Source organism: Brevibacillus fluminis, from assembly GCF_003710825.1.
In the GTDB taxonomy this organism is placed as follows: Bacteria; Bacillota; Bacilli; order Brevibacillales; family Brevibacillaceae; genus Brevibacillus_D; species Brevibacillus_D fluminis.
Genome location: NZ_RHHQ01000020.1, coordinates 52,122 through 77,981, shown reverse-complemented (window position 1 = coordinate 77,981; position 25,860 = coordinate 52,122). Strand labels below are relative to the sequence as shown.

At 51.3% G+C, this 25,860-nt stretch carries 21 protein-coding genes; 17 read left to right on the top strand and 4 right to left on the bottom strand.

Annotation, left to right across the window (positions count from 1 at the left end):
• Positions 1–169: 169 nt before the first annotated feature.
• The gene (gene asnB / locus EDM56_RS23685) at positions 170–2,098 is read right to left on the bottom strand and encodes an asparagine synthase (glutamine-hydrolyzing) (protein WP_122920410.1); all 1,929 of its coding nucleotides are present in this window, start codon (positions 2,096–2,098) and stop codon (positions 170–172) included.
• Between the two features lie 130 nt (positions 2,099–2,228).
• Positions 2,229–2,633: a deoxycytidylate deaminase gene (locus EDM56_RS23680; protein ID WP_246009506.1), complete on the bottom strand. Its 405-nt coding sequence runs from the start codon at positions 2,631–2,633 to the stop codon at positions 2,229–2,231.
• Between the two features lie 331 nt (positions 2,634–2,964).
• Between EDM56_RS23680 and EDM56_RS23675 the strand changes: the two genes are divergently transcribed.
• From EDM56_RS23675 to EDM56_RS23665, 3 genes are read left to right on the top strand one after another with little or no spacing between them, the layout of a single operon-like run.
• Positions 2,965–5,370, top strand: a complete 2,406-nt coding sequence (locus EDM56_RS23675) for a DNA internalization-related competence protein ComEC/Rec2 (RefSeq protein WP_122920409.1) — start codon at positions 2,965–2,967, stop codon at positions 5,368–5,370.
• Positions 5,371–5,426: 56 nt separating this feature from the next.
• Positions 5,427–5,975: an RNA polymerase sigma factor gene (locus EDM56_RS23670; RefSeq protein WP_122920408.1), complete on the top strand. Its 549-nt coding sequence runs from the start codon at positions 5,427–5,429 to the stop codon at positions 5,973–5,975.
• Positions 5,972–6,994 carry a hypothetical protein gene (locus EDM56_RS23665; protein ID WP_122920407.1) on the top strand — a complete coding sequence of 341 codons (1,023 nt, stop codon included), beginning with the start codon at positions 5,972–5,974 and terminating at the stop codon, positions 6,992–6,994. The genes EDM56_RS23670 and EDM56_RS23665 overlap by 4 nt, the downstream gene beginning before the upstream one ends.
• Before the next feature lie 207 nt (positions 6,995–7,201).
• Here EDM56_RS23665 and EDM56_RS23660 read toward each other — a convergent pair whose 3' ends face one another.
• Positions 7,202–9,109, bottom strand: coding sequence for a DUF4077 domain-containing protein (locus tag EDM56_RS23660; RefSeq protein ID WP_122920406.1), 1,908 nt, complete (start codon positions 9,107–9,109; stop codon positions 7,202–7,204).
• Between the two features lie 242 nt (positions 9,110–9,351).
• Between EDM56_RS23660 and EDM56_RS23655 the strand changes: the two genes are divergently transcribed.
• Positions 9,352–11,391 (top strand): methyl-accepting chemotaxis protein, encoded by a 2,040-nt coding sequence (locus tag EDM56_RS23655; protein ID WP_183192569.1) that lies wholly within the window; start codon positions 9,352–9,354, stop codon positions 11,389–11,391.
• Positions 11,392–11,477: 86 nt separating this feature from the next.
• Complete coding sequence (gene holA, locus EDM56_RS23650) at positions 11,478–12,527, top strand: DNA polymerase III subunit delta (RefSeq protein ID WP_122920404.1); 1,050 nt, start codon at positions 11,478–11,480, stop codon at positions 12,525–12,527.
• A gap of 31 nt (positions 12,528–12,558) precedes the next feature.
• Here the strand turns inward: holA and rpsT are convergent, their stop codons facing one another.
• Positions 12,559–12,831 carry a 30S ribosomal protein S20 gene (gene rpsT / locus EDM56_RS23645; protein WP_122920403.1) on the bottom strand — a complete coding sequence of 91 codons (273 nt, stop codon included), beginning with the start codon at positions 12,829–12,831 and terminating at the stop codon, positions 12,559–12,561.
• Between the two features lie 164 nt (positions 12,832–12,995).
• Between rpsT and gpr the strand changes: the two genes are divergently transcribed.
• The 12 genes from gpr (at position 12,996) to EDM56_RS23585 (ending at position 25,854) form a co-directional block, all read left to right on the top strand.
• Positions 12,996–14,096 (top strand): GPR endopeptidase, encoded by a 1,101-nt coding sequence (gpr, locus tag EDM56_RS23640; RefSeq protein ID WP_122920402.1) that lies wholly within the window; start codon positions 12,996–12,998, stop codon positions 14,094–14,096.
• Between the two features lie 162 nt (positions 14,097–14,258).
• Positions 14,259–15,455 (top strand): stage II sporulation protein P, encoded by a 1,197-nt coding sequence (gene spoIIP / locus EDM56_RS23635; RefSeq protein ID WP_122920401.1) that lies wholly within the window; start codon positions 14,259–14,261, stop codon positions 15,453–15,455.
• Positions 15,456–15,462: 7 nt separating this feature from the next.
• Positions 15,463–15,783 (top strand): DUF3679 domain-containing protein, encoded by a 321-nt coding sequence (locus EDM56_RS23630; protein ID WP_122920400.1) that lies wholly within the window; start codon positions 15,463–15,465, stop codon positions 15,781–15,783.
• A 157-nt stretch (positions 15,784–15,940) separates the two neighbouring features.
• The gene (locus tag EDM56_RS23625; RefSeq protein ID WP_122920399.1) at positions 15,941–16,909 is read left to right on the top strand and encodes an ABC transporter ATP-binding protein; all 969 of its coding nucleotides are present in this window, start codon (positions 15,941–15,943) and stop codon (positions 16,907–16,909) included.
• 27 nt (positions 16,910–16,936) lie between these two features.
• Positions 16,937–17,908 carry an ABC transporter ATP-binding protein gene (locus tag EDM56_RS23620; protein WP_122920398.1) on the top strand — a complete coding sequence of 324 codons (972 nt, stop codon included), beginning with the start codon at positions 16,937–16,939 and terminating at the stop codon, positions 17,906–17,908.
• 52 nt (positions 17,909–17,960) lie between these two features.
• Positions 17,961–18,971 (top strand): ABC transporter permease, encoded by a 1,011-nt coding sequence (locus EDM56_RS23615; RefSeq protein ID WP_122920397.1) that lies wholly within the window; start codon positions 17,961–17,963, stop codon positions 18,969–18,971.
• 12 nt (positions 18,972–18,983) lie between these two features.
• Positions 18,984–19,880, top strand: coding sequence for an ABC transporter permease (locus EDM56_RS23610; protein ID WP_122920396.1), 897 nt, complete (start codon positions 18,984–18,986; stop codon positions 19,878–19,880).
• 93 nt (positions 19,881–19,973) lie between these two features.
• Positions 19,974–21,644 (top strand): ABC transporter substrate-binding protein, encoded by a 1,671-nt coding sequence (locus EDM56_RS23605; protein ID WP_122920395.1) that lies wholly within the window; start codon positions 19,974–19,976, stop codon positions 21,642–21,644.
• Positions 21,645–21,731: 87 nt separating this feature from the next.
• Positions 21,732–22,826 carry a M24 family metallopeptidase gene (locus EDM56_RS23600; RefSeq protein ID WP_122920394.1) on the top strand — a complete coding sequence of 365 codons (1,095 nt, stop codon included), beginning with the start codon at positions 21,732–21,734 and terminating at the stop codon, positions 22,824–22,826.
• 359 nt (positions 22,827–23,185) lie between these two features.
• The gene (locus EDM56_RS23595; RefSeq protein ID WP_183192568.1) at positions 23,186–24,250 is read left to right on the top strand and encodes a M42 family metallopeptidase; all 1,065 of its coding nucleotides are present in this window, start codon (positions 23,186–23,188) and stop codon (positions 24,248–24,250) included.
• A gap of 111 nt (positions 24,251–24,361) precedes the next feature.
• Positions 24,362–24,916, top strand: a complete 555-nt coding sequence (locus EDM56_RS23590; protein WP_122920392.1) for a sigma-70 family RNA polymerase sigma factor — start codon at positions 24,362–24,364, stop codon at positions 24,914–24,916.
• On the top strand, positions 24,895–25,854 hold the full coding sequence (locus EDM56_RS23585; protein ID WP_122920391.1) for a hypothetical protein: 960 nt from the start codon (positions 24,895–24,897) through the stop codon (positions 25,852–25,854). Before EDM56_RS23590 ends, EDM56_RS23585 begins: the two co-directional genes overlap by 22 nt.
• Positions 25,855–25,860: the final 6 nt, after the last annotated feature.

Genomic DNA, 25,860 nt, shown 5'->3' with positions numbered 1-25,860 from the left:
CATCCTACGAAAAGACAGAGGAGGACGCAAAAAAACCTTTCCATCCCCAATAAGGGAGGAAAGGTTTTGCTTTGTACAGATAAGAATTTATAAAATTCTTATCCAGTATAAGTGCAACCTGGCTCCGCCAAAGGCTTGGCGGAGCCAGGTTTTCTAACAATCATCAGGTTTAGCCGATCTGCTCGATCGAACTGCTGTTTTTGCGGCGCATCTCGACAGCAGGGCTGACATATGGTTCAAACGAATGCTTTTGCTCAATAAAAATCTGGTGCCAGAGCATGAAGACCAAAATCGTCCAGATCTTGCGGCTGTAATCGCCATGCCCTTCACGGTGCTCATCGAGCATGTACAGAACATACGCCTTGTTGATCAAATGGTCGACCTTGGATTCGAAAATAAGCTCCTTGGCCCATTTGTAAAATTGGTTTTTCAGCCAGTAGCGCGTCGGAACAGGGAAGCCCAGCTTCGGTCTCGTCTTGATTTCCGGTGGCAGGAAGTCTTTCATGGCCTCGCGCAGCACGTGCTTGGTCGTACCATTGGCGATTTTGTATTTAGTCGGGATCGTCGCAGCGAATTCAAATACTTTCGGATCGATGAACGGAACGCGCAGCTCAAGCGAGTTGGCCATCGTCATCTTATCTGCCTTCATCAAGATATTCCCGCGCAGCCATGTATGAATGTCGAGATACTGCATCTTAGTTACATCGTCATACCCTTGCGCATTTTTGTAGACGGCTTGGGTGATTTCCCATGGTGTATGGTAATCGGCCAGCAGCTTGAGATTTTCGGTTACGACATGTGCCTTCATCTCTTCGCTAAAAATCAAGGCGTTCCCAAAAAAGCGCTCTTCCACGGTTTTGGAACCGCGAATCAGGAAGTTCTTCCCTTTCACGGTGTCAGGCAGCTTGGTTGCAAGCGAGCGAATAGAACCGCGCATCCAGTCCGGCATGCCCGAAAACATGCGAAGCGACTGTGGCTCGCGATAAATGTTGTAACCGCCGAAAAACTCATCCGCGCCCTCGCCGGACAAGACGACCGTGACATGCTCACTGGCAAGCTGTGCTACGAAGTAGAGCAAAATCGCCGATGGATCGGCAACCGGTTCGTCTTGATGCCAAATCAAACGAGGCAGCTCATCCATGTACTGCTCTGCGGAAATGACCGTCTCATAGTGCTCTGTACCTAAATATTGGGCTGTCCGACGGGCATATTCCAATTCGCTGTAGCCCGGAATGTCGGAACCAACAGAAAACGTCTTGACCGGTTCGAAAGTGCGCAGCATGCCGACGATACTGCTTGAATCGACGCCGCTCGAAAGAAAGGCTCCGCGCTTGACTTCGCTGACACGGTGCTTATCGACGGATTCCAGCATCGCTGCGCGCGTTCCTTCCACGAAATAGGAGAACGGCTTGCTCTCATCAGGGGCAAACTGCACGTCCCAGTAACGAGTCAGCTTAATTTGGTCGTTTTCCACGATGAAGGAGTGGGCAGGAGGAATACGGTAAATGCCTTCGTACATCGTTTCAGGGTCTGGCACGTATTGGAACGTCAAGTAATGATAAAAACCGGTCTTGTTGACTTCCCGTTTTACCCCTGGCATTTCAAGCAAGCTTTTAATTTCGCTCGCGACCCCGATGGAATCGTTCGTTTGCGTATAATAAAGCGGTTTGATGCCAAAATGGTCTCTGGCGCCGAACAAGATTTTCCGTCGTGAATCCCAAATTGTAAAGCCGAACATCCCACGCAAGTGCTTCGGCGCGTCAACGCCGACTTCTTCGTACAAATGCAAAATCGTTTCGATGTCAGAGTCTGTATGGAATTGATGGCCGCGGTCTTTCAACCACTCCTGCAGCTCCTTGTAATTATAAACCTCGCCGTTTCCGACAATCCACATGTCACGATTTTCATTGAACAGCGGTTGATGGCCGCCAGCGACGTCGATGATGCTCAAACGACGGAAACCCAGAGCGATGTTTTCTTCCACATGGAAGCCATCGTCATCCGGGCCGCGGTGCAAGATCACCTTGGACATGGCTGTGATCGTTTCCAATTGCGCTGGTTGCTGACGTTTGTTGTAAAGCGATACGATACCACACATAAAAAGACTCTTCCTCTCAAATGAATCTACTGTTAAATCTATCATGCGAGCAAATCAGGTGCAAACGGATTGAACAAACGTGCCGGAAATGAGAAACGCCCGCGAGTTGCATGACGGACGTTATGTAACGCTATTTAAATTGAATCCATTCCATCGGCTCGATAAAGTGGTGGTTAAACTCACTTTTGTAAGCGTGGCGAAACACGACGCGCACAACGCCGGCCTGGTTTAAGCGCTTCGTACAATTTTCGCAAGGTTCATGCGTGACATAGGCCGTGGCTCCTACCAAATCATCGCGGCGCGCATGCAGGATCGCATTTTCCTCGGCATGCAGCGTGCGGATACAGCGCCCGTCTTTCAATAGGCAACCGACCTCTGTGCAGTGCGGATGTCCATGGATCGAACCATTGTAACCAGTGGCGACGATCCGGTTGTCTTTTACGATAACACAGCCGACTCGCAAACGGTTGCAGGTCGCGCGCGTTGCAACATCATCAGCCAAATCAATATAGTATTGTTCCCACGATTTTCTCACGATTTTCCACACCCTTGCGCCTCGGTTTACGTTTGTTGGGAGAACCTGCTGTCTACAGAAGCACTCATCAGAGAAGCCCTTTTCATGATAACACGCTCCCCACTGCCAAACAACCAATGAAACGCCCGAAAAAGCCATTTTTCGCAGAAGAAACAACATCAAAAACTAGCAAAATACCATGTATGCGCTTACTTTTGACTGTGGCGAACCGTTGGGCTATCGACCTTGCACATCTATGGCTTGAGCCCTATGGCTGCGCTTTTTTTGTCCCGATCAGATCCCCTACGCTAATTGATGTTAGACGAGAAACGAGAGGGGACGAAAAGGGCAAATGGGGCAAAAAAATGTGTGGTTTTCATGCGGTTTGACTGTTGCAGCGGGATATGTGCTTTCCGCGTCGCTTGCATTCAAGTTAGTCATTTCGCTCTATCTAGTCCTATTGACACTTTGCCTGTTTGTTCCAAAACAGTACGCTAAAAAGATAGTATGTTTGTTGATGATAGGACTGATTGCCTCGTCCTATTATGCCTACTATGATTTTGTCCACCGCTCTTTCCTGCAAGCGGCAGCAGAGCGCGAGGAGCGGCTCTATGTGTGGGGAAGCATCGACTCACAAGTGAAGCGGGATGGTGACATCCTTCAGTTTTACCTGTTGGCCGAACGTGTGGGCAAGACAGAAGCAACGCTTGAACAGCCTGCACGGCCGGAACGAATTGCCGTACGGGTCCGTCTGACAGAGGAGGGCCAGATTCAGCTCGTCGAACACTATCGGCAAACGGATCAGCTCGGATTGTCTCTCGACTTTGCGATGCCACAGCATGCGCGAAATCCGCATGCGTTTGATTATGCAGCATACCTTTCTACCCAAGGAGTGACGGTGATCGGCTCGGGTACCTTTGCCGACATAGTAGCCTATCGGCAGGAGGCGACGGTTCAGCGGTTGTTCCAGGAATGGCAGGAGCAAGCTGCAAAGCGGGTCGCACAATGTTTTTCCGATCCGATTGCAGCAGGCTATCTGCAGTCGCTCTTGTTCGGTGTACAGGAAGCGCCCGATCCGTCGCTTGTCGAGCTTTATCGCGACATGGGGCTGATTCATGTTCTGGCGATATCTGGACTACATGTTACGCTTGTCAGCATGTTCTGTATGCAGGCGCTAAAAATGTGTCGGCTGCAGGAAAAGCACGCGTTTCTTTTGACCTCGATTCTGATCGGTGGCTATGTCATGCTGGTCGGAGCCAGCCCGTCAGCCATTCGAGCTGGGGTGATGGGTGCCCTGTATTTGTGGGGACGATTGCTCGACAAGCGGTGGAGCGGTCTTGAGCTGCTCGGCGCCGCCCTTTTGGGCATGCTAATCGTATCCCCGTATCAGATGTGGCAGCTCGGTTTTCAGCTTTCCTTTTTGGTTACATGGGGGCTCTTGGTCTACGTGCCGCTGTTCATGAGCGTTCCGTTTCCGCGCAAAGAGTGGATTCGTTCCGCACTGGCCGTCACGACTGCAGCCCAGCTGGTTTCATTTCCTGTGATTATCTACTGGTTTCATCTCTCATCGCCGCTATCCTGGCTGGTAAATCTCCTCCTTGTTCCTATCCTTTCCCTTTTCGTACTACCGATCGGCTATGTGGTGATCTTGCTCAGCTACCTTCATCCGGCTTTGCTGGTTTTGCCTGCGGTTGCCATTGAGTATTTGCTTAGCTGGCTTCATGGACTGCTCGCTATCATTGGGGAATGGCATGTTCCATTTACCCATTGGCGGCATCCGGCATGGTGGTGGATGTTAGGCTACGGGGTGCTTTTGGTCGCGGTCCCCATATTTTGGCAGCGTGGCTACCATCGAAATCGTGATAAGATTGGGTATTGCGCCATTCTGCTGCTGCTCATTGCCTTAGCCAAAAATCCGTTTGCGGACGCTGGAGAGGTGCGAATCACGTTTCTTGATGTCGGCCAGGGTGACTCGGCTGTCGTCGAAATCGGCAACCGCCTCGTCTATGTGATCGACAGCGGCGGGACACCGGCTTTTGCCAAAGAACAATGGAAGATGCGGCGCGATCCTTTTGAAGTGGGTAAAGATACGGTGCTGCCGTTTCTGCGTTCGCGCGGAATCGAACGGATCGACCGACTGGTGATGACCCATGGGGACTATGACCATATTGGCGGTTTCGGCGGTGTTTTGCCACATATGGAAACCGCGGCAGCGCTGGTGAACGGGAAAGAGCCCGGTCACACGGAGCTGCAGTTGCATACTGAATTAAGGCGAAAAAAAATCCCGATCGTGACAGGACAGACTGGACAAAGCTGGCAGGACGGCCCACATGTACGCTGGACGTGGCTTAGTCCCGGTTTTGACCGATCGGTTGAAAATAATGATGCATCGATTGTCCTATTGTTGGAAGCATACGGCAAACGTATTTTATTTACAGGCGATATGGGTGAAGAAGTCGAGCAGCGTTTGGCGAAGGAAGGACTGCTTTCGCCGATCGACGTATTGAAAGTCGGCCATCATGGCAGCAAGACGGGGACATCTGAACTGTTACTCGACCGAACGCGCCCAACTTTGGCGATCATTTCCGTCGGCCAGAAGAACCGGTACGGACATCCTGCACCTGAGATCCTGGCACGACTGAAGGCGCGGGGAATACATACGATCCGCACCGATCAAAGCGGCGCAGTTACCTTACGGATTGATCAAACGGGACTTGTTTGGGACGTTCAGCAGCATTCACCCGACATGCAAAAATAATTTAAGCGAGATGCAACCTTTTGGTTCATGCCTGCGTCGATAGAGGGGAGGACACGATGGTTGAAGCAGAGCTGATAAAACGTGCGCAAGCCGGAGACCAGACAGCTTTGGTCGATCTTTTGCGCCAGATTGAAAATTCAGTCTACCGAAGCGCTTATTATATACTTGGTAACGAACATGACGCGCTAGATGCAGCACAGGAAGCCCTGATTCGCATCTATCGCAAAATCCATACCTTTCAGGAAAAAGCCAAATTCTCTACCTGGGTACAAAGAATCGTGAGCAATGTCTGCATCGATGAATATCGGGCAAAAAAAGAAGCGATTTCCATCGAGGAGCATGAGTTGGTGATTCCAGACACACAGACGGTGGAAGAGGCGGTTCTTTTGCAAGATATGTCAGAGGATATTCAGAGAGCGATCGGACAATTGCCCGATCAATATCGCATCGTGGTTGTGCTGCGCTATTTGCAGGATTTTGCCTATCAGGAAATTGCCGAAGCGCTCGATTTGCCGCTCAATACGGTAAAGTCCTATTTGTTCCGCGCGAGGCAGCAACTGCAAGAAAAGCTATTGGAGTACCAGGGGGGAGTGAGTAAACGATGAATCGGACAGAAGCGATGGATTTGATACAACGGCAACTGGATGGCGATTTGACACAGGAAGAACACATCGCACTGGAAGAACAGCTCCGAGTAGACAGCGAGCTCCAGCTGTTCCGACAACGTTTACAGCGGATATCCGCGGAATTGCACAACCTGCCGCGCGTGACACCGCCGATCAGTTTGGTGGATGCGATCCTGCCGAGAATCGCGGTAGAGACGACAGTTTCCCCGTTTCAAAACGATATTTCCTCACGAGAAGGCGAACGCGGGATTCAAACAAAGGCTGACGTGCTTCGGCTGGACACACCCCAGGCAGAGCAGCAGCAATCGGCCAAAAAACGGCTCCCCGTCTGGCTCGGCAAATCAGCGATCGGCGCGGTTGCGGCATGTTTACTGGTAGGCATGTTTTCCGCTTTTGGCGCTTGGAAGAAGAACGATCAAGGGCCGGCCCCTGCGGGAATTCCAGGCAACGAGCAGCCTTTCGTCGTCGCACCGAAGTCGGAGGAACAGCAAGAAAACAAGACCGACGACAAGAAGAACCCTGACAAAAAGACTGAGCAGAAAACCGAGAAGGATCAGGACAAAAAGAACGACCAGCAGCAATCAAAGAAGACAGATAAACCGGTAACGAATAACCAAGGCAAAAAGCAGGACAACAAAGGAAGCCAGTCTCGTCCGCCTGCCACGCAGAAAAAAGAAAAGCCGTCACAAACGAAAGAAACAGACAAATCTCGTCAGGAGCGAAACAAAGAGTTTCTGAATGATCTGCGGGAGTATGTCAAAACACACAAAAGCGAAGATGGCAATGGCGAGGTCGACTGGGGGAAGGTCGATGAGCTGATCAAAAAGTCGATTGAGAATAATCGGCAAAAGTACAATAAAGACAAAGACCCGCAAGGCTGGAAAGAACTTGAAAAAATATTGCAGGACGACAAGCCGGGAAAGAACAAGAATAACAAGAAAGGGGAGAATAAAGGACGCAACAAAGAGGATAAACACGACGATAATAACGAGCAGTAGAATTTCGCTTATGGACATAGAAAGTGACCGGAACCACCTGACAGCAGCCTGCATATCATGAAAGTACCAAGCACCCCCTGCTTACCGTTTGGGAAGAACGAATCCCGGGGCTTCTCCCTAAACGTTTACATAAAGGTGCAAAATCCCGTTAGGAAGAAGCCGCATGTTGCTCAGCGGCTTTTTCTCAAACGGTATAGGGGACAAGCCTTATGCGATGGCGCCGAGGTTTTTTGCCTTTTTCACGGCTTTCATGCGATTTTCCACCTCAAGCTTGGAATAAATGATCGAGATGTAATTTTTGATCGTGCTTTCCGAAAAATGCAGCTTCTCCGCGATTTCCTTGTATTTGTAGCCATCAGATAAATATTGCAAAATAGTGATCTCCTTGTCGGTGAGGCCAAACGAAGGGCTTTCGGACTGGCGATCGATCGTTTCAATATCGTTTCGTTCTGTAAACTGGCAGGCTAATTTTCTGGCAGCCTCCAGCGTCAAAAAGGTGTTTCCGTTGTGTACCGTACGAATGATGTGAACGAGGCTCGAAAGCAGAAACGATTTGTCCAGGAAGCTGTGGATATCAAGCTTAATTGCCTCCTCTACAAGACCGGGCTCAAGGGTGGTGGAAAAGGCAATGATTTTGCTGGCAGGCCATCGCTCCTTCAGCCGATCGATGCCAATTAGCTCATCGGGCCGGTGTACGTCAAATAAAATGATATCCGGTTCAGATTCAATGGAGGCCCCGAGCGCTTCCGAGCTAGCTGGCATTTGGGCAAGAATTCGCAGATCCGTTTCGGACTCCAGCAAAATTTTTATACTTTCCGCAATCATCTCATGACTTGTGACAAGAAGCACATCGATGTGTCGTGTAACCTGACTAGCCCGAATCGGAATGCGCAGCGTATGCCGATGGAGGGTAGTTGCTTTTTCCAAGACGTGATAATCCCCGCGCAAATTCTCCACCCTGCGTCTGATCGCCGCCACGATTTCCTTATCAAACTGTGCGGCATCACCGTATTCTGCCTCCACGACTACCATGAAGTGCTCCGGTTGAAAAGACACGACCAGATCGACACGGGATAGTCGATTCTCCATAAAGGTCAAGGAAAATAAATCTTGTAGGCAGCGGAGGATGGATACATTCGCTGCTGGCGAAAAATCGTATTCCTCGCCTAAAACCATGAGATTGACAGAAGCATCATGACCGACCTGATAATCGTCGATCATCGCGCGGAGCGCATGGGGAATGGGTACAGGTACGTTTCCGTTCAATTCCTCCAGTTTGTCCTTAATAAAGCGGATGTAATTTGCAGAAAAGGTTGAAAGCTGAACCCGTTTTTGCTGCGTTTGCTCAAGCTCTTGCTCCGCGTGATGAAACGATTCGGTATCTGGCCAGAGTGAGGAAAGAGAGCCACCTACCGTTGTTTTCAGCTCCCGCAAGAGTCGGTTGCGCTCCTCCTGAACCGTGAGCCATTCCACCTGCTTTGCATACTCCTGCAAGGCATTGTTTTGCTGCTGGATCAGCATACTGTGTTCTTGGAACTGATGAAGCAGCTTTTGCTGATGGTCAGCGGAATGGACGTAATGGCTAAAGCGTGCTCCAAGTAATGTCACGCCCGAAAGCACCAGTGTCGTCTCCAAGAGGAGTACCAGATTTGGCAAGAAAGCGGAGAACGACTCGATATACGGAAAAAAGAGTTCTCTCCAGCCGAAAAACGCCAGGCAGCAGAAGAAGAGGCTGGATAGCCCGATGTAGAGAGTCAAACGCACGTTTAAATAAATCAAGGATAAGGTCAAGACGACAAAAATCATTTCAGGGGCTTGCGGAAAGAAATTGAACAGCCAGAGCTCAAAAAAGGTAAACAGTAAAAAAAGCGTCAAAAAGATATGCTTGAACCACGGTTTCAGGGAAGACATCTGTTTGCAGACGACGGCGACCAAGGACATCGTGACATAGCCGCTCACAAACAGCAGATGGGCGGATGAAAAAAAGCCCATGTTCATCAAAATGGCGGTTTCCGCAAAAACGAAAATCGGAAGCAGCAAAAACAAAAGAAGGCTGTCCTTTTGCTCATCCAGCTCCAATTTGCCGAATAGCTGTCGAAAAAACACCAGAACCATCGAAATATCACCACTCTGTTCGTCATTTTTTGAATAACCTTACTTCTCATTATACATACCGACGGTCGGTTTGAATAGGTTATATTTAACCTGCTATTTCTTTGGGACTACATGGGCAAAGAAGTAAGTCGGGAGTATCGTCCATAACCTTCGGCACTGTTTCGCGAAATTGCGGGCCCTTTATCATGGGGAGGATTCGCTTGTACGAAATTTCGGCGAAAAACAGGGGCGGGGGGAACAGAATGAAAAGTATCAAAGCGAAAGTCATGGTAATTTTATCGATCATCTCAGTGGTTACCTTTGCACTTTTGTCTATTTTTAATTATGTGCAGTTCAGGAGCGAGAGCCTTGCTATGGCAAAGCGCAACCTTCTGTTACAAGTCAAGAGCGAATCAACGCATTTATTCGGCGTGTTGGATAAGGCGGGCAAAGTGTCCAATTCGCTTGGGTATACGATTTTGCATGAGGGCCCGCAAAACATCTCCTCTGTGGAAAAAATCGTAATGGGCTTGGTCGAATCGGAGAGCAACATCATCGGTGGAGGCTTTTGGATGGAGCCGAATCAATTTGATCCGACAAAGCGCCTGTACGCCCGCTATGCGCTGAAGGAGCAAGCTGGCGCCAAAATTGTGCCACAATATAGCGGAACGTACGATTACCTGCACGATGACTGGTACCGGACAGGCTTTGTGGACAAGCAGTACGCTTGGACCGAGCCTTACGACGATCCGGTGACGAAAATCCAGATGATCACTGCGACAAGTCCGATACGCAAAGATAACAAGATCATCGGGATTATCACGATGGACATCGGCCTAGCCGATTTGAAAAAAAGTGTGGAACAACTGAAAGTTGGGACTACGGGATACGGCTTCGTCGTTTCACAGACCGGCGCAATGGTTACGTCCGTTGATGCGAAAGCCCAAGAAAAGCGCATCATATCAGACGATAAAGATTTTCAGCAAAACGAGCTGGGGCAAAAAATCGCCAAAGCGAGTGAGATCGCGATGACGGAGGCCACAATCAAAGGGAAACCGAGCTTTGTGACATATGCGCCGATTGGCAGTACAGGGATGGTGCTGGTCACCGTGCTACCTTTGCAGGAAGTGATGGACCCGATCAATCAAAACTTGTACAAGAGCGCAGCGTTGTTCTTGGGAGCGCTCTTTGTCTTCCTGCTTCTGCTGTACATCTTTATCCATCGGCAAGTGACGCTTCCCTTGCGCCATCTGAGCAATACAATCTTTGAGATGGTGAAAAAGCGGGATTTGACGACAAACTTTCATTCCAAACGCAAAGATGAGATCGGCGAGGTGATTACCGCACTCAGCCAATTTACACGTGAATTGCACGGCATTTTCCTGCATGTCGATCAAAACGCACAGCAAGTACAGGATTATGCGGTTGCATCCGCGCGGAAAGCGAAGGAAGCGGCGCGCGCATCGGAACAGGTCACCGATGCAATCGGACAGGTGGCAGTAGGCACCAATCATCAAATGCAGGGCTCCCAGGAAAGCGCGCTTGCCATGGAAGAGATGACAATGGGTATCGTCCGGGTAGCGGAGGCATCCCAGGTGATGGCGGAATCATCGATAACGATGGAACGAGAAGCCGAGGTCGGAACCAATGCTGTCTCCAACGTTGTCAGGCAAATGGATACTATCAACCTGTCTGTTCAACAAACGTCCGGTGTCATCAAGCGTCTTCATCGCCGCTCGGAGGAAATCTCCCAGATCGTCAGCGTCATTACGCAGATTTCATCGCAAACAAACTTGCTAGCATTAAATGCTGCTATCGAGGCTGCACGTGCTGGAGAACGCGGGAAGGGGTTTGCTGTCGTCGCGGATGAAATCCGCAAGCTTGCCGAGCAATCCAACAAATCTGCGGGTATGATCGCGCAGTTGATTACCGAGGTTCAGTCCGACACGACTATTACTGTCGATTCGATGGAACTGGAGATGCAAGAGGTCAATGAAGGGATTCGAGTCGCATTGGAAAGTGGTGATGCGTTCGGTCGCATCGTCGACGCGGCGCGGAATGTGAACGATCAGGTGCAAGGCGTATCGGCCATTTCGGAACAAATGTCCGCTGGCAGCGAGCAAGTATCCGCCTCCATTTTAGAGCTGTCCAAAATCGCAGAGAAGTCTGCCCGATCCGCTAGCCACGTCGCGCAATCAGCGCAGGAAAATTTGCAAACGTTTAAAGAGATTGAAGCATCCGCCGAGGAAATGAGCAGCATGGCGACGCGTTTGAAAGGGCTGATCGGCCAGTTTACGATATAAATAACGTTTTCTTTAAACGGGATGGGCTTGGCTCACCCCGTTTTTTCCTCTACAATAGATAGGATGGGGAAAGGGGGCTTGCGCAGATGGATTTGCGTGCAGCAGTCAAAGCAATTCGCGACAAACAGTATGCGCCTGTCTATGTCCTGTTCGGAGAGGAAAACTTTTTGAAGGAAGAATTTATTGCCTTTGCGCGCAGTGAGATGATAGAGAAGGATTATGCTGATTTTAATCTGAGTGAATATGATTGCCAGGAGCAGGCGCTCCCAGATATTTTGCAGGATGCCGAGACGTTTCCGTTCATGGCGGAGCGTCGACTGGTGGTAGCGGACAACGCCTATTTTTTGTCGGGGGCAAAACCGACCGGCACAATCAAGCATGAGGCCGACCCGCAGGTGCTGGCTCAGTATTTGGACAATCCACCGCCTTTTTCAACGATTATGTTCACGGTAAACGCGGACAAGCTGGACGAGCGGAAAAAAATCGTCAAAACGCTGCAGCAGAAGGCGGTCATGATATCCTTTGCGCCGCTCAAGGATCAGGAGCTGTATGCGTGGATTGAACGACGGGCGAATAAATACAAGACCTTCATTGAACGGGAGGACGCTGCTAAGCTCGTGGCCCGCTGTGGCAGCGAGCTGAGGCTGTTGGACCGTGAGTTGGAAAAGCTGGCGCTCTACGTCGGCCCTGAGGCGCCCATTACGGAGAAAGCGATCGAATTGCTGGCATCGAGGACATTGGAGCATGACGTATTCGCGTTGGTGGAGGCCGTTGTTTCAGGCAAGCTTGCCGACGCGTTCCGGATTTTGTACGACCACATGAAAACCGGCGAGGAGCCGATTAAACTGATGGCGCTATTTGCCCGACAAATCCGGCTTTTGCTCTCGGTCAAGATGTGGGCGCCGCGCGGGTATTCACAGCAGCAGCTTGCCGGAATGCTGAAGGTGCATCCGTTTGCCGTCAAAAAAGCGATGGAGCAGGCACGCCACTTTGACGAAGGAGCATTGCGCAAGCTGCTTTCGATTTGTGCAGAGGAAGACTTCCGCATGAAGACCGGTCAAGTGGACAAACAGCTGGCTGTCGAGCTGTTCATCACAAAGGTTGCTCAGCTAAAACAAAACCCCCTTCGAACATAACGTTCAAGGGGGTTTTGGCGCTTCGCGCACCTTACGCAGTTGCAGTCGCTGCGTTCAGTTTTTTCATCAAGCGAGATTTTTGACGGTTTGCCGCATTTTTATGGATGAGACCTTTGGTAGCAGCTTTGTCCAACTTTTTCACGGCTACCAGAAGGGTAGATTTCGCTAGTTCGAGGTTGCTCGCTGCAACTGCTTTCTCAAAGCTTTTCACCGCGGAACGCAGATCAGATTTTTGCGATGCACGTTGTGCACGGCGCTTCTCGATTTGCTTGGTGCGCTTGATTGCGGATTTAATATTTGGCATGAATGTCACCTCCTTAAAGCTATAAGACGCGTCTTAGGCTCTTACATACAACAAAATATATTCTAGCATGCGACACCCACGATTGCAAGAATGGATTCCGTATAAAAGTTCCACATTTATGCATTCTAAGGATCAAGAGTTGGAATAAGGGGAGGTTTGACAAGATGCAGCACAACATTGATCTCGGTGCTTATTCAATCCGCACCGACTTGGCGGTCGAATCCCATGAATTGGCGCAGCAGGAGCAGCAGGCACCGCTTTCCGGATTTGAGATGGAGACGGATGACCGGGAGCCTGGCATCAAGGTGACGCGCATGACGGTGCAGGATGAAGAGGCGGGACGGCAAATTGGCAAATGGCCGGGGCATTACCTGACCATCGAGGTGCCCAAGCTACGCAACAACGACTCCGAACTGGAGCAGCAGGTGATGCGACGGTTTGCTCACGAATTCAAGCAGTTTTTGGAGAAAAAAGGACTGACCGAAAACAAGAAGGCGTTGATCGTTGGCCTTGGCAACTGGAATGTCACACCTGACGCGCTAGGCCCGCTAGTCGTGGAAAATCTGCTCATTACGCGGCATCTATTCACATTGGCCCCTGAATCGGTGGAGGATGGGTATCGGGAGGTAAGTGCCATTTCTCCAGGCGTCCTCGGCATTACCGGGATCGAGACGAGCGAGATCGTTTTTGGCGTCGTGGAAAAAAGTAAACCGGATTTCGTGATCTGCATCGATGCTCTGGCCTCCCGTGCGCTGCATCGTGTCAATACAACCATCCAAATCTCCGATACCGGCATTCATCCGGGCTCGGGAGTCGGAAACAAGCGCAAGGCGATCGATGAGGCGACGCTCGGCATCCCTGTCATCGCTATCGGCGTTCCAACCGTCGTGTTCGCCTCGACGATCGTGCACGATTCGATCACCTATCTCCTTGGCCATTTCGGCCAATCGGTGCAAGAGAGCAAACGCGCCTTTAACCGACTGACGACAAGCAGCGTACCGGAGCGGAAGGAGCCGTATACGGAAGAGGATTTGCCTGACATGGAATCACGCAAAACATTTATGGGACTAGTTGGCCAGCTGTCCGAGCAGGATAAGCAGCAGCTCATTCATGAAGTGCTTCAACCGCTTGGGCAAAATTTGGTCGTCACGCCGAAGGAAATCGATGATTTCATCGAGGGAATCGCCAACATCATTGCGAGCGGATTGAACAGTGCCCTGCATCGCGCTGTCGGGCAAGAAAACGTTAACGCATACACGCACTAGTGTAATGAAGAAACACGTTTCAGATGAACGAGAGAAGCACCGGATAAAAGGTGCTTCTCTATTATTTTTTTGCTAGAAACAAGGTCTATCGTTTCTTCCATTCGCATACTCATAGAGCAAGAACAAGTCGAGACATAGCCGACTGCTAGAGGAGGAAGAAAGATGGCAGCCATACTACAGCGGCACTTTGTAGTCCTATCGCTTTGCACTGCCTTTTTGTTCGTTCTGACGGGCATTTTGTCACTGTCGGGGAACCGCGTGATGCCCACTTCCAATACGCTTCAGCAAGCAGCAGCCAACATCTCGAGCCTCGCCATGCTCAAAGTGATCGGCAGGGAGATTCCATCGCTTGCGGATTCGGTAGAAACGACTGCAGCGCAGTCCAGCAGCTGGACCAGTTTTTTATTCGAGGCCATGACCAACATCCAGCCCGGAGATCTGCGCAGCTTGCTTGGGCGTGAGCTCCCGGGGCTGTTGACCTTTGATGATGCCCGGATCATCGTACCGGGACTGGGGACGGAGTTGTCCGATCTGTATGTGGAGAACACGCCCCACGACTTGCCCAACATTGAGGTGCCGCAGCCTGCTGGCGGTGAGCAAACGGGGCAAAAAGAGACGCCGCCGCCAGCGACGACTGTGCCGCCTAAAACGAGTACGGGGGAGCCTAAACCAAATACGCCGATCGCGACGAAAGGCAATGTGGTGTTCATCTATCATTCCCACAATCGGGAATCATGGCTCTCAGAAACCAAGCGGGTGGGCCAATCGGTCGATAGCCCTACGCGCAACATTACGCTTGTCGGGGAGCGGCTGGCGGATAATTTGCGCGAGAAAGGGATCGGCGTCGACACCAATTCCGACGATATTACGCAGCGTCTGGTTGACCAGGGAAGAAGCTTTACGCTCTCCTATGCGGAATCGCTCAAAGTCGTCAAATCCGAGCTGGAAGAGAACCGCAACATCCAGTATTTGTTCGACCTTCACCGCGACGACCAGCCTCGCGAGAAAACAACGATTGAAATCAATGGCAAATCGTATGCGCGCCTCTTTTTCGTCATCGGCCTGATAAACAAAAACCACGAGAAAAATGCAGAGTTTGCAACGAAATTGCATATGCTTTTGGAGAAGAAGTACCCTGGTCTGTCCCGCGGCGTCACAGGGAAGGGCAGCAAGGACGGCAATGGCGAGTATAACCAATCGATCTCACCAGGAAGCCTATTGATTGAGTTCGGCGGTACGGGAAACACGGTTCAGGAATGCTATAACAGCGCAGCGGCACTAGCGGATGTGTTCGCCGAATACTTTTGGCAAGCGGAACGAGCCAATGCGACGGTGACTGAGTCAACAGACAAGAGGTGAGTAGCGAGTGGATATCAGATTAAAAGTCGTGAGCCTCGTCGCGGTTCTCTTGATCGGCGTCATCCTTGGCCTGCTAACAGCGGAACGTGGAATCTACAAAATCGAGGGACTGCCGGAGCAACAGCTACAACAGCCGCAAAAGCAGTCGTTTTATATCACAAAAGTGGATAACGGCAAAATGGAAGTGGCGGTCATGGGTCAAAAAGCGACCGCTACGCAGGAGAAAAAGAGCAATTACATGAGTCGGGTAGGCATTTCACTCGGGCAAGCAGTAAGGGGCGGAACGCAGGCAGCGGTTAACTGGATGTCTTCTTTTTTTCAACCATAACCTGTTTTTTGACAGGTTTTTTTCTCTTGTTAAAATATTATTTATTTACTGTATTGCGAAAAGATACAGAATAATGGCATAATGTTCACAACCAGCTTCCTATTTTCCCCATCCCCCCCTACAAAATACCTAAATTTCGGTAAGAGAGGTGCGCTAGATGTCGCAGACAATCTTGGAAGTAGAAAACTTGCAGACGCACTTTTTTTCCGACCGAGGAGCCATTCCTTCCGTAGACGGCGTCAACATACGCGTAGGCAAAGGAGAGGTCGTCGGCATCGTCGGTGAATCCGGCTGCGGAAAAAGTGTGACGTCCTTATCGATTATGAGGCTCATCCCATCACCCCCTGGTAAAATTGTCGGAGGCTCGATCCGCTTCAAAGGGGAAGAGTTGATCGAGTGCAATGAAAAGCGAATGCGCCAAATACGTGGCAACGAAATCGCAATGATCTTCCAGGAGCCGATGACATCGCTCAATCCCGTCTACACGATCGGGGACCAGATTGGTGAGGCGGTGAGGCTGCATACAAAAGTGGACAAGCGAGAAGCCCGCAAAAAGGCTGTCGAAATGCTGAAGCGGGTGGGGATTCCGCGAGCGGAGGCGATCGTCGACGAATACCCGCACCAATTGTCAGGCGGCATGCGGCAGCGCGTGATGATCGCCATGGCGATGACGTGCAACCCTGAGCTTTTAATTGCCGACGAACCGACGACGGCGCTCGATGTGACGATCCAAGCGCAGATTCTTGACCTAATGCGCAAGCTCAACGAGGAGTCGGGCACCGCGATCATGCTCATCACGCACGATCTCGGGGTGGTCGCCGAAATGTGCCACAGGGTCGTGGTCATGTACGCAGGCAAGGTGGTGGAAGAGGGCAATGTCCGAACCATCCTAAAAAAACCGAAGCACCCGTATACGATAGGTTTGCTTCAGTCCATACCCAAGCTGGAAGAGTCAAGAGAACGGCTCTACTCGATCCCTGGAAACGTGCCTGTCCCAGGCTCACTAAAGACAGGCTGCCGCTTCGCGCCACGGTGCGAGCATGCGGTGGACAAGTGCCACCAGGAGATGCCGGAACTTCTGGAAGTGGAGGCGGGACATTTCTCCCGCTGCTGGGTGAATCAATAGGCCGATCGTAGAAAGGGGCAAACAAGGGTGGCAGAAGAACTGCTCGTCGTGAACCATTTGAAAAAATATTACCCCATCACTGGCGGGGTTTTCGGAAAAACCGTCGGAACGGTCAAAGCCGTTGACGATGTTTCCTTTTCGGTGAAAACGGGAGAAACGCTGGGGTTGGTGGGAGAAAGCGGCTGCGGCAAGTCGACGACAGGGCGTTCGGTCATGCGTCTGATCGAGCCGACCGAAGGAGAAGTGCTGTTTGCAGGGAAAGCGGTTACAAGCTTGGATCAGCAAGAGCTGCGAAAATTGAGGCGTGACATGCAAATTGTCTTCCAGGATCCATTCGCATCGCTGAATCCACGGCACAATGTGGAAAGCATCCTGGAGGAACCATTGATCGTGCACGGAATTGGAAGCGCTTCGGAAAGAAAGAAGCGCGTGCTCGAAATGCTGGAGGTTGTCGGCCTAACAAGCTATCACGCCAAACGGTATCCGCATCAGTTCAGCGGCGGTCAGCGTCAGCGCATTGGCATCGCCCGCGCATTGATGGTCAATCCCAAGCTGGTCGTGCTCGATGAACCCGTCTCAGCGCTTGACGTATCGATCCAATCACAGGTGCTTAATCTGCTGCAAGATTTGCAAAAAGAGTTTGGCTTGACCTATCTGTTCATCGCCCACGATTTGAGTGTCGTACGCCACATCAGCGATCGAGTCGGCGTCATGTATCTCGGGCGAATCGTCGAGCTGGCCGACAAAGACGCGCTTTACAGCAACCCGCTTCACCCATATTCACAGGCACTGCTTTCCGCTGTGCCGAACCCAGATCCCGATATTAAGCGGGAGCGCATCATCCTGCAAGGCGACGTGCCGAGCCCGGCGAATCCGCCGAACGGGTGCACGTTCCATACCCGCTGCTCGCATGTCAAAGAGATTTGCCGCTCCATCCGACCAACATTCCGGGATGCGGGCAATGGTCACTTTGTCGCATGCCATTTATACGGCGAATAAGTAAACTCTCGTTTTTTAAACGAACTCGAATCAATATTTGGAAAGCGAGGAAATGGCATTGGTATCTTATACCCTGCGCAGATTGATGATGCTGATTCCCGTTCTGATCGGCATGTCGATCGTAGTCTTCTGCATAACGCATGCCATTCCGGGTGACCCGGCCCAAACCATATTGGGCGAAAAGGCCAGCCCGAAAGCGCTCGCGGAGCTGCGCGAACAGCTCGGACTCAACCTACCGTGGTACCAGCAGTACTTTGACTACGTCGGCAAGGTGCTTACCGGCAATTTGGGCAATTCGCTCCACACGAAAGCCGGGATCGGGCAGGAAATCGTCCCGTATTTGGCAGCTACCGCGGAACTTACTCTTTTCTCAATGTTGTTTGCCATCATTATTGGCGTGAACGCCGGCATTATCTCCGCTTGGAAACAAAATTCCTGGTTTGACTACGTATCCATGCTGATCGCCCTGATCGGGGTCTCCATGCCGATTTTCTGGCTGGGCCTAATGGAACAATGGTTTTTCGCCCAGGAATTGAAATGGTTACCCTCGATTGGCCGCGACGACGCTCGTTTGCCAATCAACCCCATCACACACTTTTACATCATCGATTCCATCTTGGCAGGCCGCTTTGACCAATTGAAAGACGTCTTCATGCATCTGATCTTGCCGAGCATCGCACTGGGCACCATCCCGATGGCGATCATCGCTCGGATTACCCGTTCCAGCATGCTGGAAGTGATGCGCTCTGATTTTATTCGCACCGCAAAAGCAAAAGGGCTTGGACAATTTTTCGTCGTGTACAAGCATGCGCTCAAAAACGCGCTGATTCCCGTTTTGACGATCATCGGTTTGCAGACCGGCATGCTACTTGGCGGCGCGGTACTGACCGAAACCATTTTTGGCTGGCCTGGCGTAGGACGCTACATCTACACTGCGATCGGCAACCGCGATTATCCTGTCATCCAATCCGGGATCCTCGTGATCGCCACCATTTTCGTCTTGATCAACCTGCTGGTCGACCTCCTGTACGCCTATGTCGATCCACGCATCAAATACCGCTAAGGAGGCAGTTGCATGGCAGAGGTTCAAACAACGATCCATACCCCAATCAAGCAACCGGTGGAACAGGCATCCTCCCCTTGGCGGGACGCATGGAACATTTTGCGGAAAAACAAGCTGGCAATGGTCGGCTTGGGCATCATTCTCTTTTTCGTGGTGGTCGCGGTGTTTGCACCGCAAATCGCGCCTTATAAATTCGATGAGGGCGAGCTGGTCATGAAAAACAAGGCACCATCCGCCGAGCATTGGTTCGGTACCGATTACAACGGTCGCGACGTCTTTTCGCGGGTCGTCTACGGCGCACGCATCTCGCTTTGGGTAGGGACGTCCTCGGTTCTCGGCTCGATTGTAGCCGGCACGTTTTTCGGACTCCTGGCAGGTTATTATGGCCGCTGGGTTGATTCGGTTATTTCACGCGTGTTTGATGTCATGTTGGCTTTTCCGAGCATTTTGCTCGCGATCGCGATCGTAGCCATTTTGGGACCATCGCTGCAAAACGCCTTGCTTGCAATCGCCATCATCAATATTCCGACATTCGGTAGGCTCGTGCGGTCACGCGTGCTGACGTTGAAGGAAGAAGAATTCGTGATGGCGGCGCGAGCAATCGGGATGAAGGATTCGCGCATCTTGATCAAGCACATTTTGCCCAACAGCCTGGCACCGATCATCGTTTCCGGGACGCTCGGAATCGCGACAGCCATCATCGAAGCGGCAGCGCTCGGCTTTCTCGGACTCGGGGCACAGCCGCCTGAACCGGAATGGGGCAAAATGCTGGCGGACTCTAAGCAATACATCCAAAAAGCGCCGTGGACCGTCATCTATCCCGGCTTGTGCATCATGCTGACCGTACTCGGATTCAATTTGATCGGTGACGGTTTGCGCGATGCGCTTGATCCGCGAATGAAAAACTGACGCGAGCACGCCTTGAAAGGGGGGATGCGTGGCAGCGATTGTAGCTTGAACAAAAAAAGCGATCAATAAGGGAAGAAGGGGGATCTTCATTTTATGAAAAAATCATTGTTGACAGCTGCACTGTCTGGCATGATGGCGCTGACGATGGCTTTGACCGGATGCGGCAGCCCACAGCAGACAGCCCAGCAAACGCCGGCACCATCCGATTCCTCAGCGCAAACGCCAGCTCAGCCAGCGCCTGCAGATACAGCAAACAAAGGGCCGAAACAGCTGATCTTTGGCCGTGGCGGCGACTCCGTCGGGCTCGACCCGATTCAGACGGACGATGGCGAATCGGCCAAAATTACGGAAAACGTTTTCGAAACGTTGGTCAAATACGAGCCGACCAATACCAACATCGTTCCTGGTTTGGCTGAGAGCTGGGAAATTTCGCCGGATGGCAAAACGTACACATTCAAGTTGCGCCAAGGCGTCAAGTTCCATGACGGCACCGACTTCAATGCCGAGGCAGTCGTGTGGAATTTCAACCGCTGGATGGACAAGAGCAATCCGTTCCATAACAAAGACGGCTATGTATACTACAATGACATGTTCGGTGGCTACAAAGGCGACAAAGACCATGTGATTGATACGGTGAAAGCGATCGACGCGAGCACAGTGGAATTCAAGCTGTTCCGTCCGGTGTCTCCTTTCCTGAACAACCTGGGGATGTATTGCTTCGGAATCTCCTCTCCGACTGCCGTACAAAAATTCGGCGACAAATACATCGAAAACCCAGTAGGAACCGGTCCGTTCAAATTCGTGGAATGGAAGCGCAACGATTCCATCACGCTCGAGAAAAACCCAGACTACTGGAACAAAGGTCTGCCTAAGCTGGACAAACTGGTCTTCAAAGTCATTCCGGACAACTCTGCACGCTTGACTGCACTGAATTCCGGCGAAATCGACATCATGGATGGTCTGAATCCAGATGACGCGCAATCTGTCAAAGACAACAAAGACCTGCAGCTGTTCCTACGTCCTGGTATGAACGTCGGCTTCCTCAGCTTCAACGTGGAGAAAAAGCCGTTTGATAATCCAAAAGTTCGTGAAGCAATCGCGTATGCAATCAACAAACCAGCACTGATCGAAGCATTCTTCGCCGGTCTTGGCGAGCCAGCTGTTAACCCAATGCCGCCATCTGTATGGGGCTACAACGATGCGATCAAAGACCGTGAGTACAATTTGGACAAAGCAAAACAACTGTTGGCAGAAGCGGGCTTCCCGAACGGCTTCAAAACGAAGTTCTGGGCAATGCCGGTGCCGCGTCCATACATGCCAGACGGTCAAAAAATCGCAGAAGCAATCCAGCAAGACCTGAAAAAAATCGGCGTCGAAACCGAGATCGTAACGATGGAATGGGCAACGTACCTGGAAAAAACGAAAAACGGTGAACAAGACATGTACCTCTTGGGTTGGACAGGTGATAACGGTGACCCTGACAACTTCCTGTACGTCTTGCTCGACAAAAACAACATCGGCAGCGGAAACCGCTCGCGCTATGCAAATGAAGAGGTGCACAAGCTCTTGCTGCAGGCGCAATCGGAGCCGTCGAAAGATAAACGTACCGAGCTGTACAAACAAGCGCAAGAACTGATCTACAAAGATGTACCGCTAATTCCGATCGCGCATGCAACACCCCCGATCGCGGGTAAAGCAGGCATCACTGGCTACCAACCGCATCCAACAGGTTCGGAGAGCCTGGAAAATGTAGAGTGGAAATAGGTCTGTAGGAACGAAAAAGCTCCCATTGCAGATGGGGGCTTTTTCCTGATAGGATGAACAAGAAAACAAGGAGAGGATGACGCGCAGATGGATCAACAAAAATTGCAAACGCTTCATACATATATGAATGAGCAAGGGCTGGACGCTATGCTGCTCACCACACCAAAGCATGTCTATTATCTCACCGGATTTTTGAGCGATCCGCACGAGCGCTTCCTCGGATTGGTGATCCCAAAGCAAGGCGAAGCAGTGTTGATCGTACCAGCGCTTGATCTGGAAGCAGCGCAACAAGCCTCAAGCGTAAAGACGATCGCGACGCACACGGATACGCAAAACCCGTATGAGGTCCTGCAAGCCCACCTTCCTGCAGGGATCAAGCGATTGGGACTGGAAAAGGGCGATTTGACGGTCAGCCGTTTTGAAGCGCTTGCAGCGGTTATCCAAGCAGCCGATTATGTAGATGTCGATGTGCCTATTCGCCAGATGCGAATGGTAAAATCTGCAGACGAAGTCAGCCGGATCAAAAAAGCTCTGCAAATCACCGAGGATGCCCTGGCAGCCGTCGTGGGCCAAGTCAAAGTAGGCATGACTGAGCTCGACGTTGTAGCGGAGCTGGAGTATCAAATGAAAAAGCTAGGCTCGGAAGGACTCGCATTCCCAACGATGGTGCTGGCGGGCGAAAAGTCGGCAATGCCGCATGGCGCTCCAGGCAATCGCACTATCCAGGCTGGCGAGCTGCTCTTGTTTGACCTGGGTGTAGCCTATGACGGCTACTATTCGGATATTACTCGCACATTTGCGGTTGGCGAGGTCGGAGCGAAGGAACAGGAAATCTATCAAACGGTGCTAGCAGCGAATCTGGCAGGGATCGAGGCGACTAAAGCGGGCGTCACCTTGGCGAACATCGACCGCGCAGCGCGCGATGTGATCGCAGCAAAAGGGTATGGCGACTATTTCATCCATCGTTTGGGTCACGGGCTCGGCATGGATTGCCACGAATATCCATCCGTTCATGGAGAAAATCAGGATTTGCTACAGACCGGGATGGTTTTCACAATCGAACCGGGCATCTACGTTCCTGGCATTGCGGGTGTCAGAATCGAGGATGATGTCTGGGTGACGGAAAACGGCTGCGAAGTGTTGAGCCGGTTCCCGAAAGAGCTGCAAGTCATCGGGGTGTAGCGAAACAAAAACATAAACAAAAACAAAAAGTCGATCTGTCACGGGAATCACAGGATTCTCATAGCGGATCGGCTTTTCTTTTTGGCTATTGATGGATAACTCATTTCAGATCAAGAATGTCAAGGTAGTCATCCAGGAGTGCGGACGTTTTGGCAAAATACTAGTTCGATTAAGATCAGAACATGTACACGAGAGAGAGTTGAGACCGACAAGATGGGTTATGTAATCCTACCAGAAGGGATTAAAATTGATAGAATTTTGCATAAATAATGCGAGAATTTTGACATTTGTACTCACGCCCGCTCGCTATAATGAAGACAAATCCAAAAAGCCGGGGCAAATCAGTAAGGAGTGTGCACATGAGCGAGTGGGACGTATTATTGCGCGAGCTAGATGAAATACCAGGCGTCAGTGGGGATGAGGAACGGGTAGCGGCCTATATGCGCCAAAAACTGCTGCCTCTATCGAACGGTCATTGGGAAGATGCTTTGGGCAACCAGATTTTTGTCAAACATGGCAGCCGTCCGGATGTGAAACTTATGCTTTCGGCCCATATGGACGAGATTGGCTTCATCGTCCGGCATATTGATGAAAACGGCTTTGTTTACTTTCACCCGGTCGGCTATCACGACAGCCGGATGCTGATGAACCAAGTGTTGACCATCCATACGGAAGCTGGGCCGCGGCAAGCGATCACAGGGACGATGCCGGCACATCTGCTGACGGCCGAGATGGCCCGCAGATCCATTCCGCTTGCGGACATTTACCTTGACCTCGGTACCTCTAGTCGGGCGGAAACGATGGCGCTTGGCGTACAAATTGGGGACATGATCACGTTTGAACGAAAAGGAACCTTGCTGAACGGAAGCAAGCTGTTTACGGGCAAGGCCGTAGACAATCGCTCAAGCTGCGCCGTTTTAATTGAAACGATGAAGCGACTGAGCGGCAAACAGGTTCAACCGACGATCTATGCGGTAGCATCCGTTCAGGAGGAGGTAGGGCTGCGCGGAGCAGGAACAGCGGCGTTTGCTATCAAGCCTACGGTGGCGATCGCGATTGATGTGACATTTGCCGGAGATTCACCCGCGCTGCCTGCCACCCTGCCGCCGATGAAACTGGGGGGCGGTCCGGTCATTAAGTACTATGATTGGACACCGGATACTGGACAGGGGAACAACGTGCCGAAATCGCTGACCAGACAGCTGGTGCGCACAGCAGAATCGCTGGGAATTCCCTATCAGCATCAAACGGTGTTGAACGGAGGGACGGATGCAGCCACGATCAGTCTCGCTGGAGCGGGAGCTGTAACCGGCATCATTTCCTTGCCATCCCGCTATATTCATTCCGCTACAGGCTGCGTCCATCTCGATGATTTAGCTTACACGGTTGATTTGCTTACGGCTTTTATCGAACAAATGGAATAGTTCGTGAAAAAAACGGAACTGACTCGTTCCGTTTTTTCTTTTTGTAAAAAAATCCGTAACAAAAGTTATGCAGCTGCATCTAAACAAGCGAGAGAGAATAAAGAGGTGAGGATGCTGGCTGATACGGAACAATTGCAGAAAACCCCGGAGGCTGTTCTCGCGCAGCTGATGCAAGAATATGGCACTCGGGTGCTGCGCCTCGTAACCTTGTTCGTGAAAAACAAAAGCCTAGCGGAAGATATCACACAAGATGTGTTCGTTAAGGTGTACCGGAAGCTTCCAGACTTCCGCGGCGACAGCTCGGTTAAAACGTGGATCTATGCAATCGCCGCCAATGAGTGCAAAATGCAGATTCGATCGTGGTCGTTCCGAAACCTGATCTTCAAATCGTGGGTGGACCGCACAAGTGAGAAGTCGGTGGAGATGGAAGTGGTGAGCGAATCGGAACGGGAGCAACTGCTCGCACAAGTGCTTGCTCTCCCGTATGCATACCGCCAAGTCATTGTTCTGCACTACTATGAGGATCAGAAAATTAGCGAGATTGCCTCAATCTTGTGTGTGCGGGAAGGAACCGTGCGGACGCGGTTGCACCGAGCAAGACACATGTTGAAGGCTGCGCTGGTCGCAGAGGAGGGAGGGGCTGAATGGATTTCGACAAGTCGCTGAACGAATTAAAAGGATACGCAAACAAAGGCTTGCTGCGCGATGTGGAATTTACGGCAGAGATGCAGCGGGCTGTGCAAAAGAGGATCGCGAGCATACCGCGGGCCGGTACAGGCATTCACTTTGGCTGGAAATGGCTCGGTGGCGCCGTTTGCGCCTGCTTGATCGGTTTTGGCTTGCTTGTGCCGAACACCCCCAACCCCTTGCCACCTGAGGCTTCCGACGGCAATCTTTGGCAGCCTGCCGCTGAACACACGACGCCTTTCGAAGGTAAATCGTTCACTTATCTGGGCGAAAAACCGGTGCGGGTCATCACAGGGGACATGTATGAAAAGCAGGGGCAAAAAGTGATGTTTTTGCTGAACGGCCCGCTGATGGCAAATGAAAAGGTGCAGTTGGTCGGCGAAAATCAGCAGGGCGAGCGAATCGATTTGGGCAAGTATGCGATCGGAAGTAAGCTGTACGATGCCGATGGACATTTTCCAACGGGGCTCACGCTTCCGACAGCAGGCTTGTGGAAAATCGAAGTGCGGTATCGCAATGAAGTGCTCGGAAACGTTTTTTTGACGATCAAGGCGGGCGTTTCACCATCCAATGAGTCGCTCGTCCTGCCGCTCATCACGCAATTTTTGCAAGCGACAGACGATTTTGCTTGGATTGGCGATAAACGCAAAGTAAGCCTGGAATTGCTTGGTGTCGACAGCCCAAATGCGGAGCAGCGCATCGTCTACGCAAAGGTGACGATCGAATCGGAGCAGACGAATGGATCGGCTGTTGCAGCCCCAATGAAATTCAACATTGTGTATCGGGGCGGCGATTACCGCGTGATCGATTATCAGATGCCCCGGGACGGAAGTGACTATTGGTTGGATATACAAACGATTTTCCCGTCCGAGATCGTCGAGAAGCTCAGAGCAAGCGGTCACGCAAAACAAGGATAACGACTT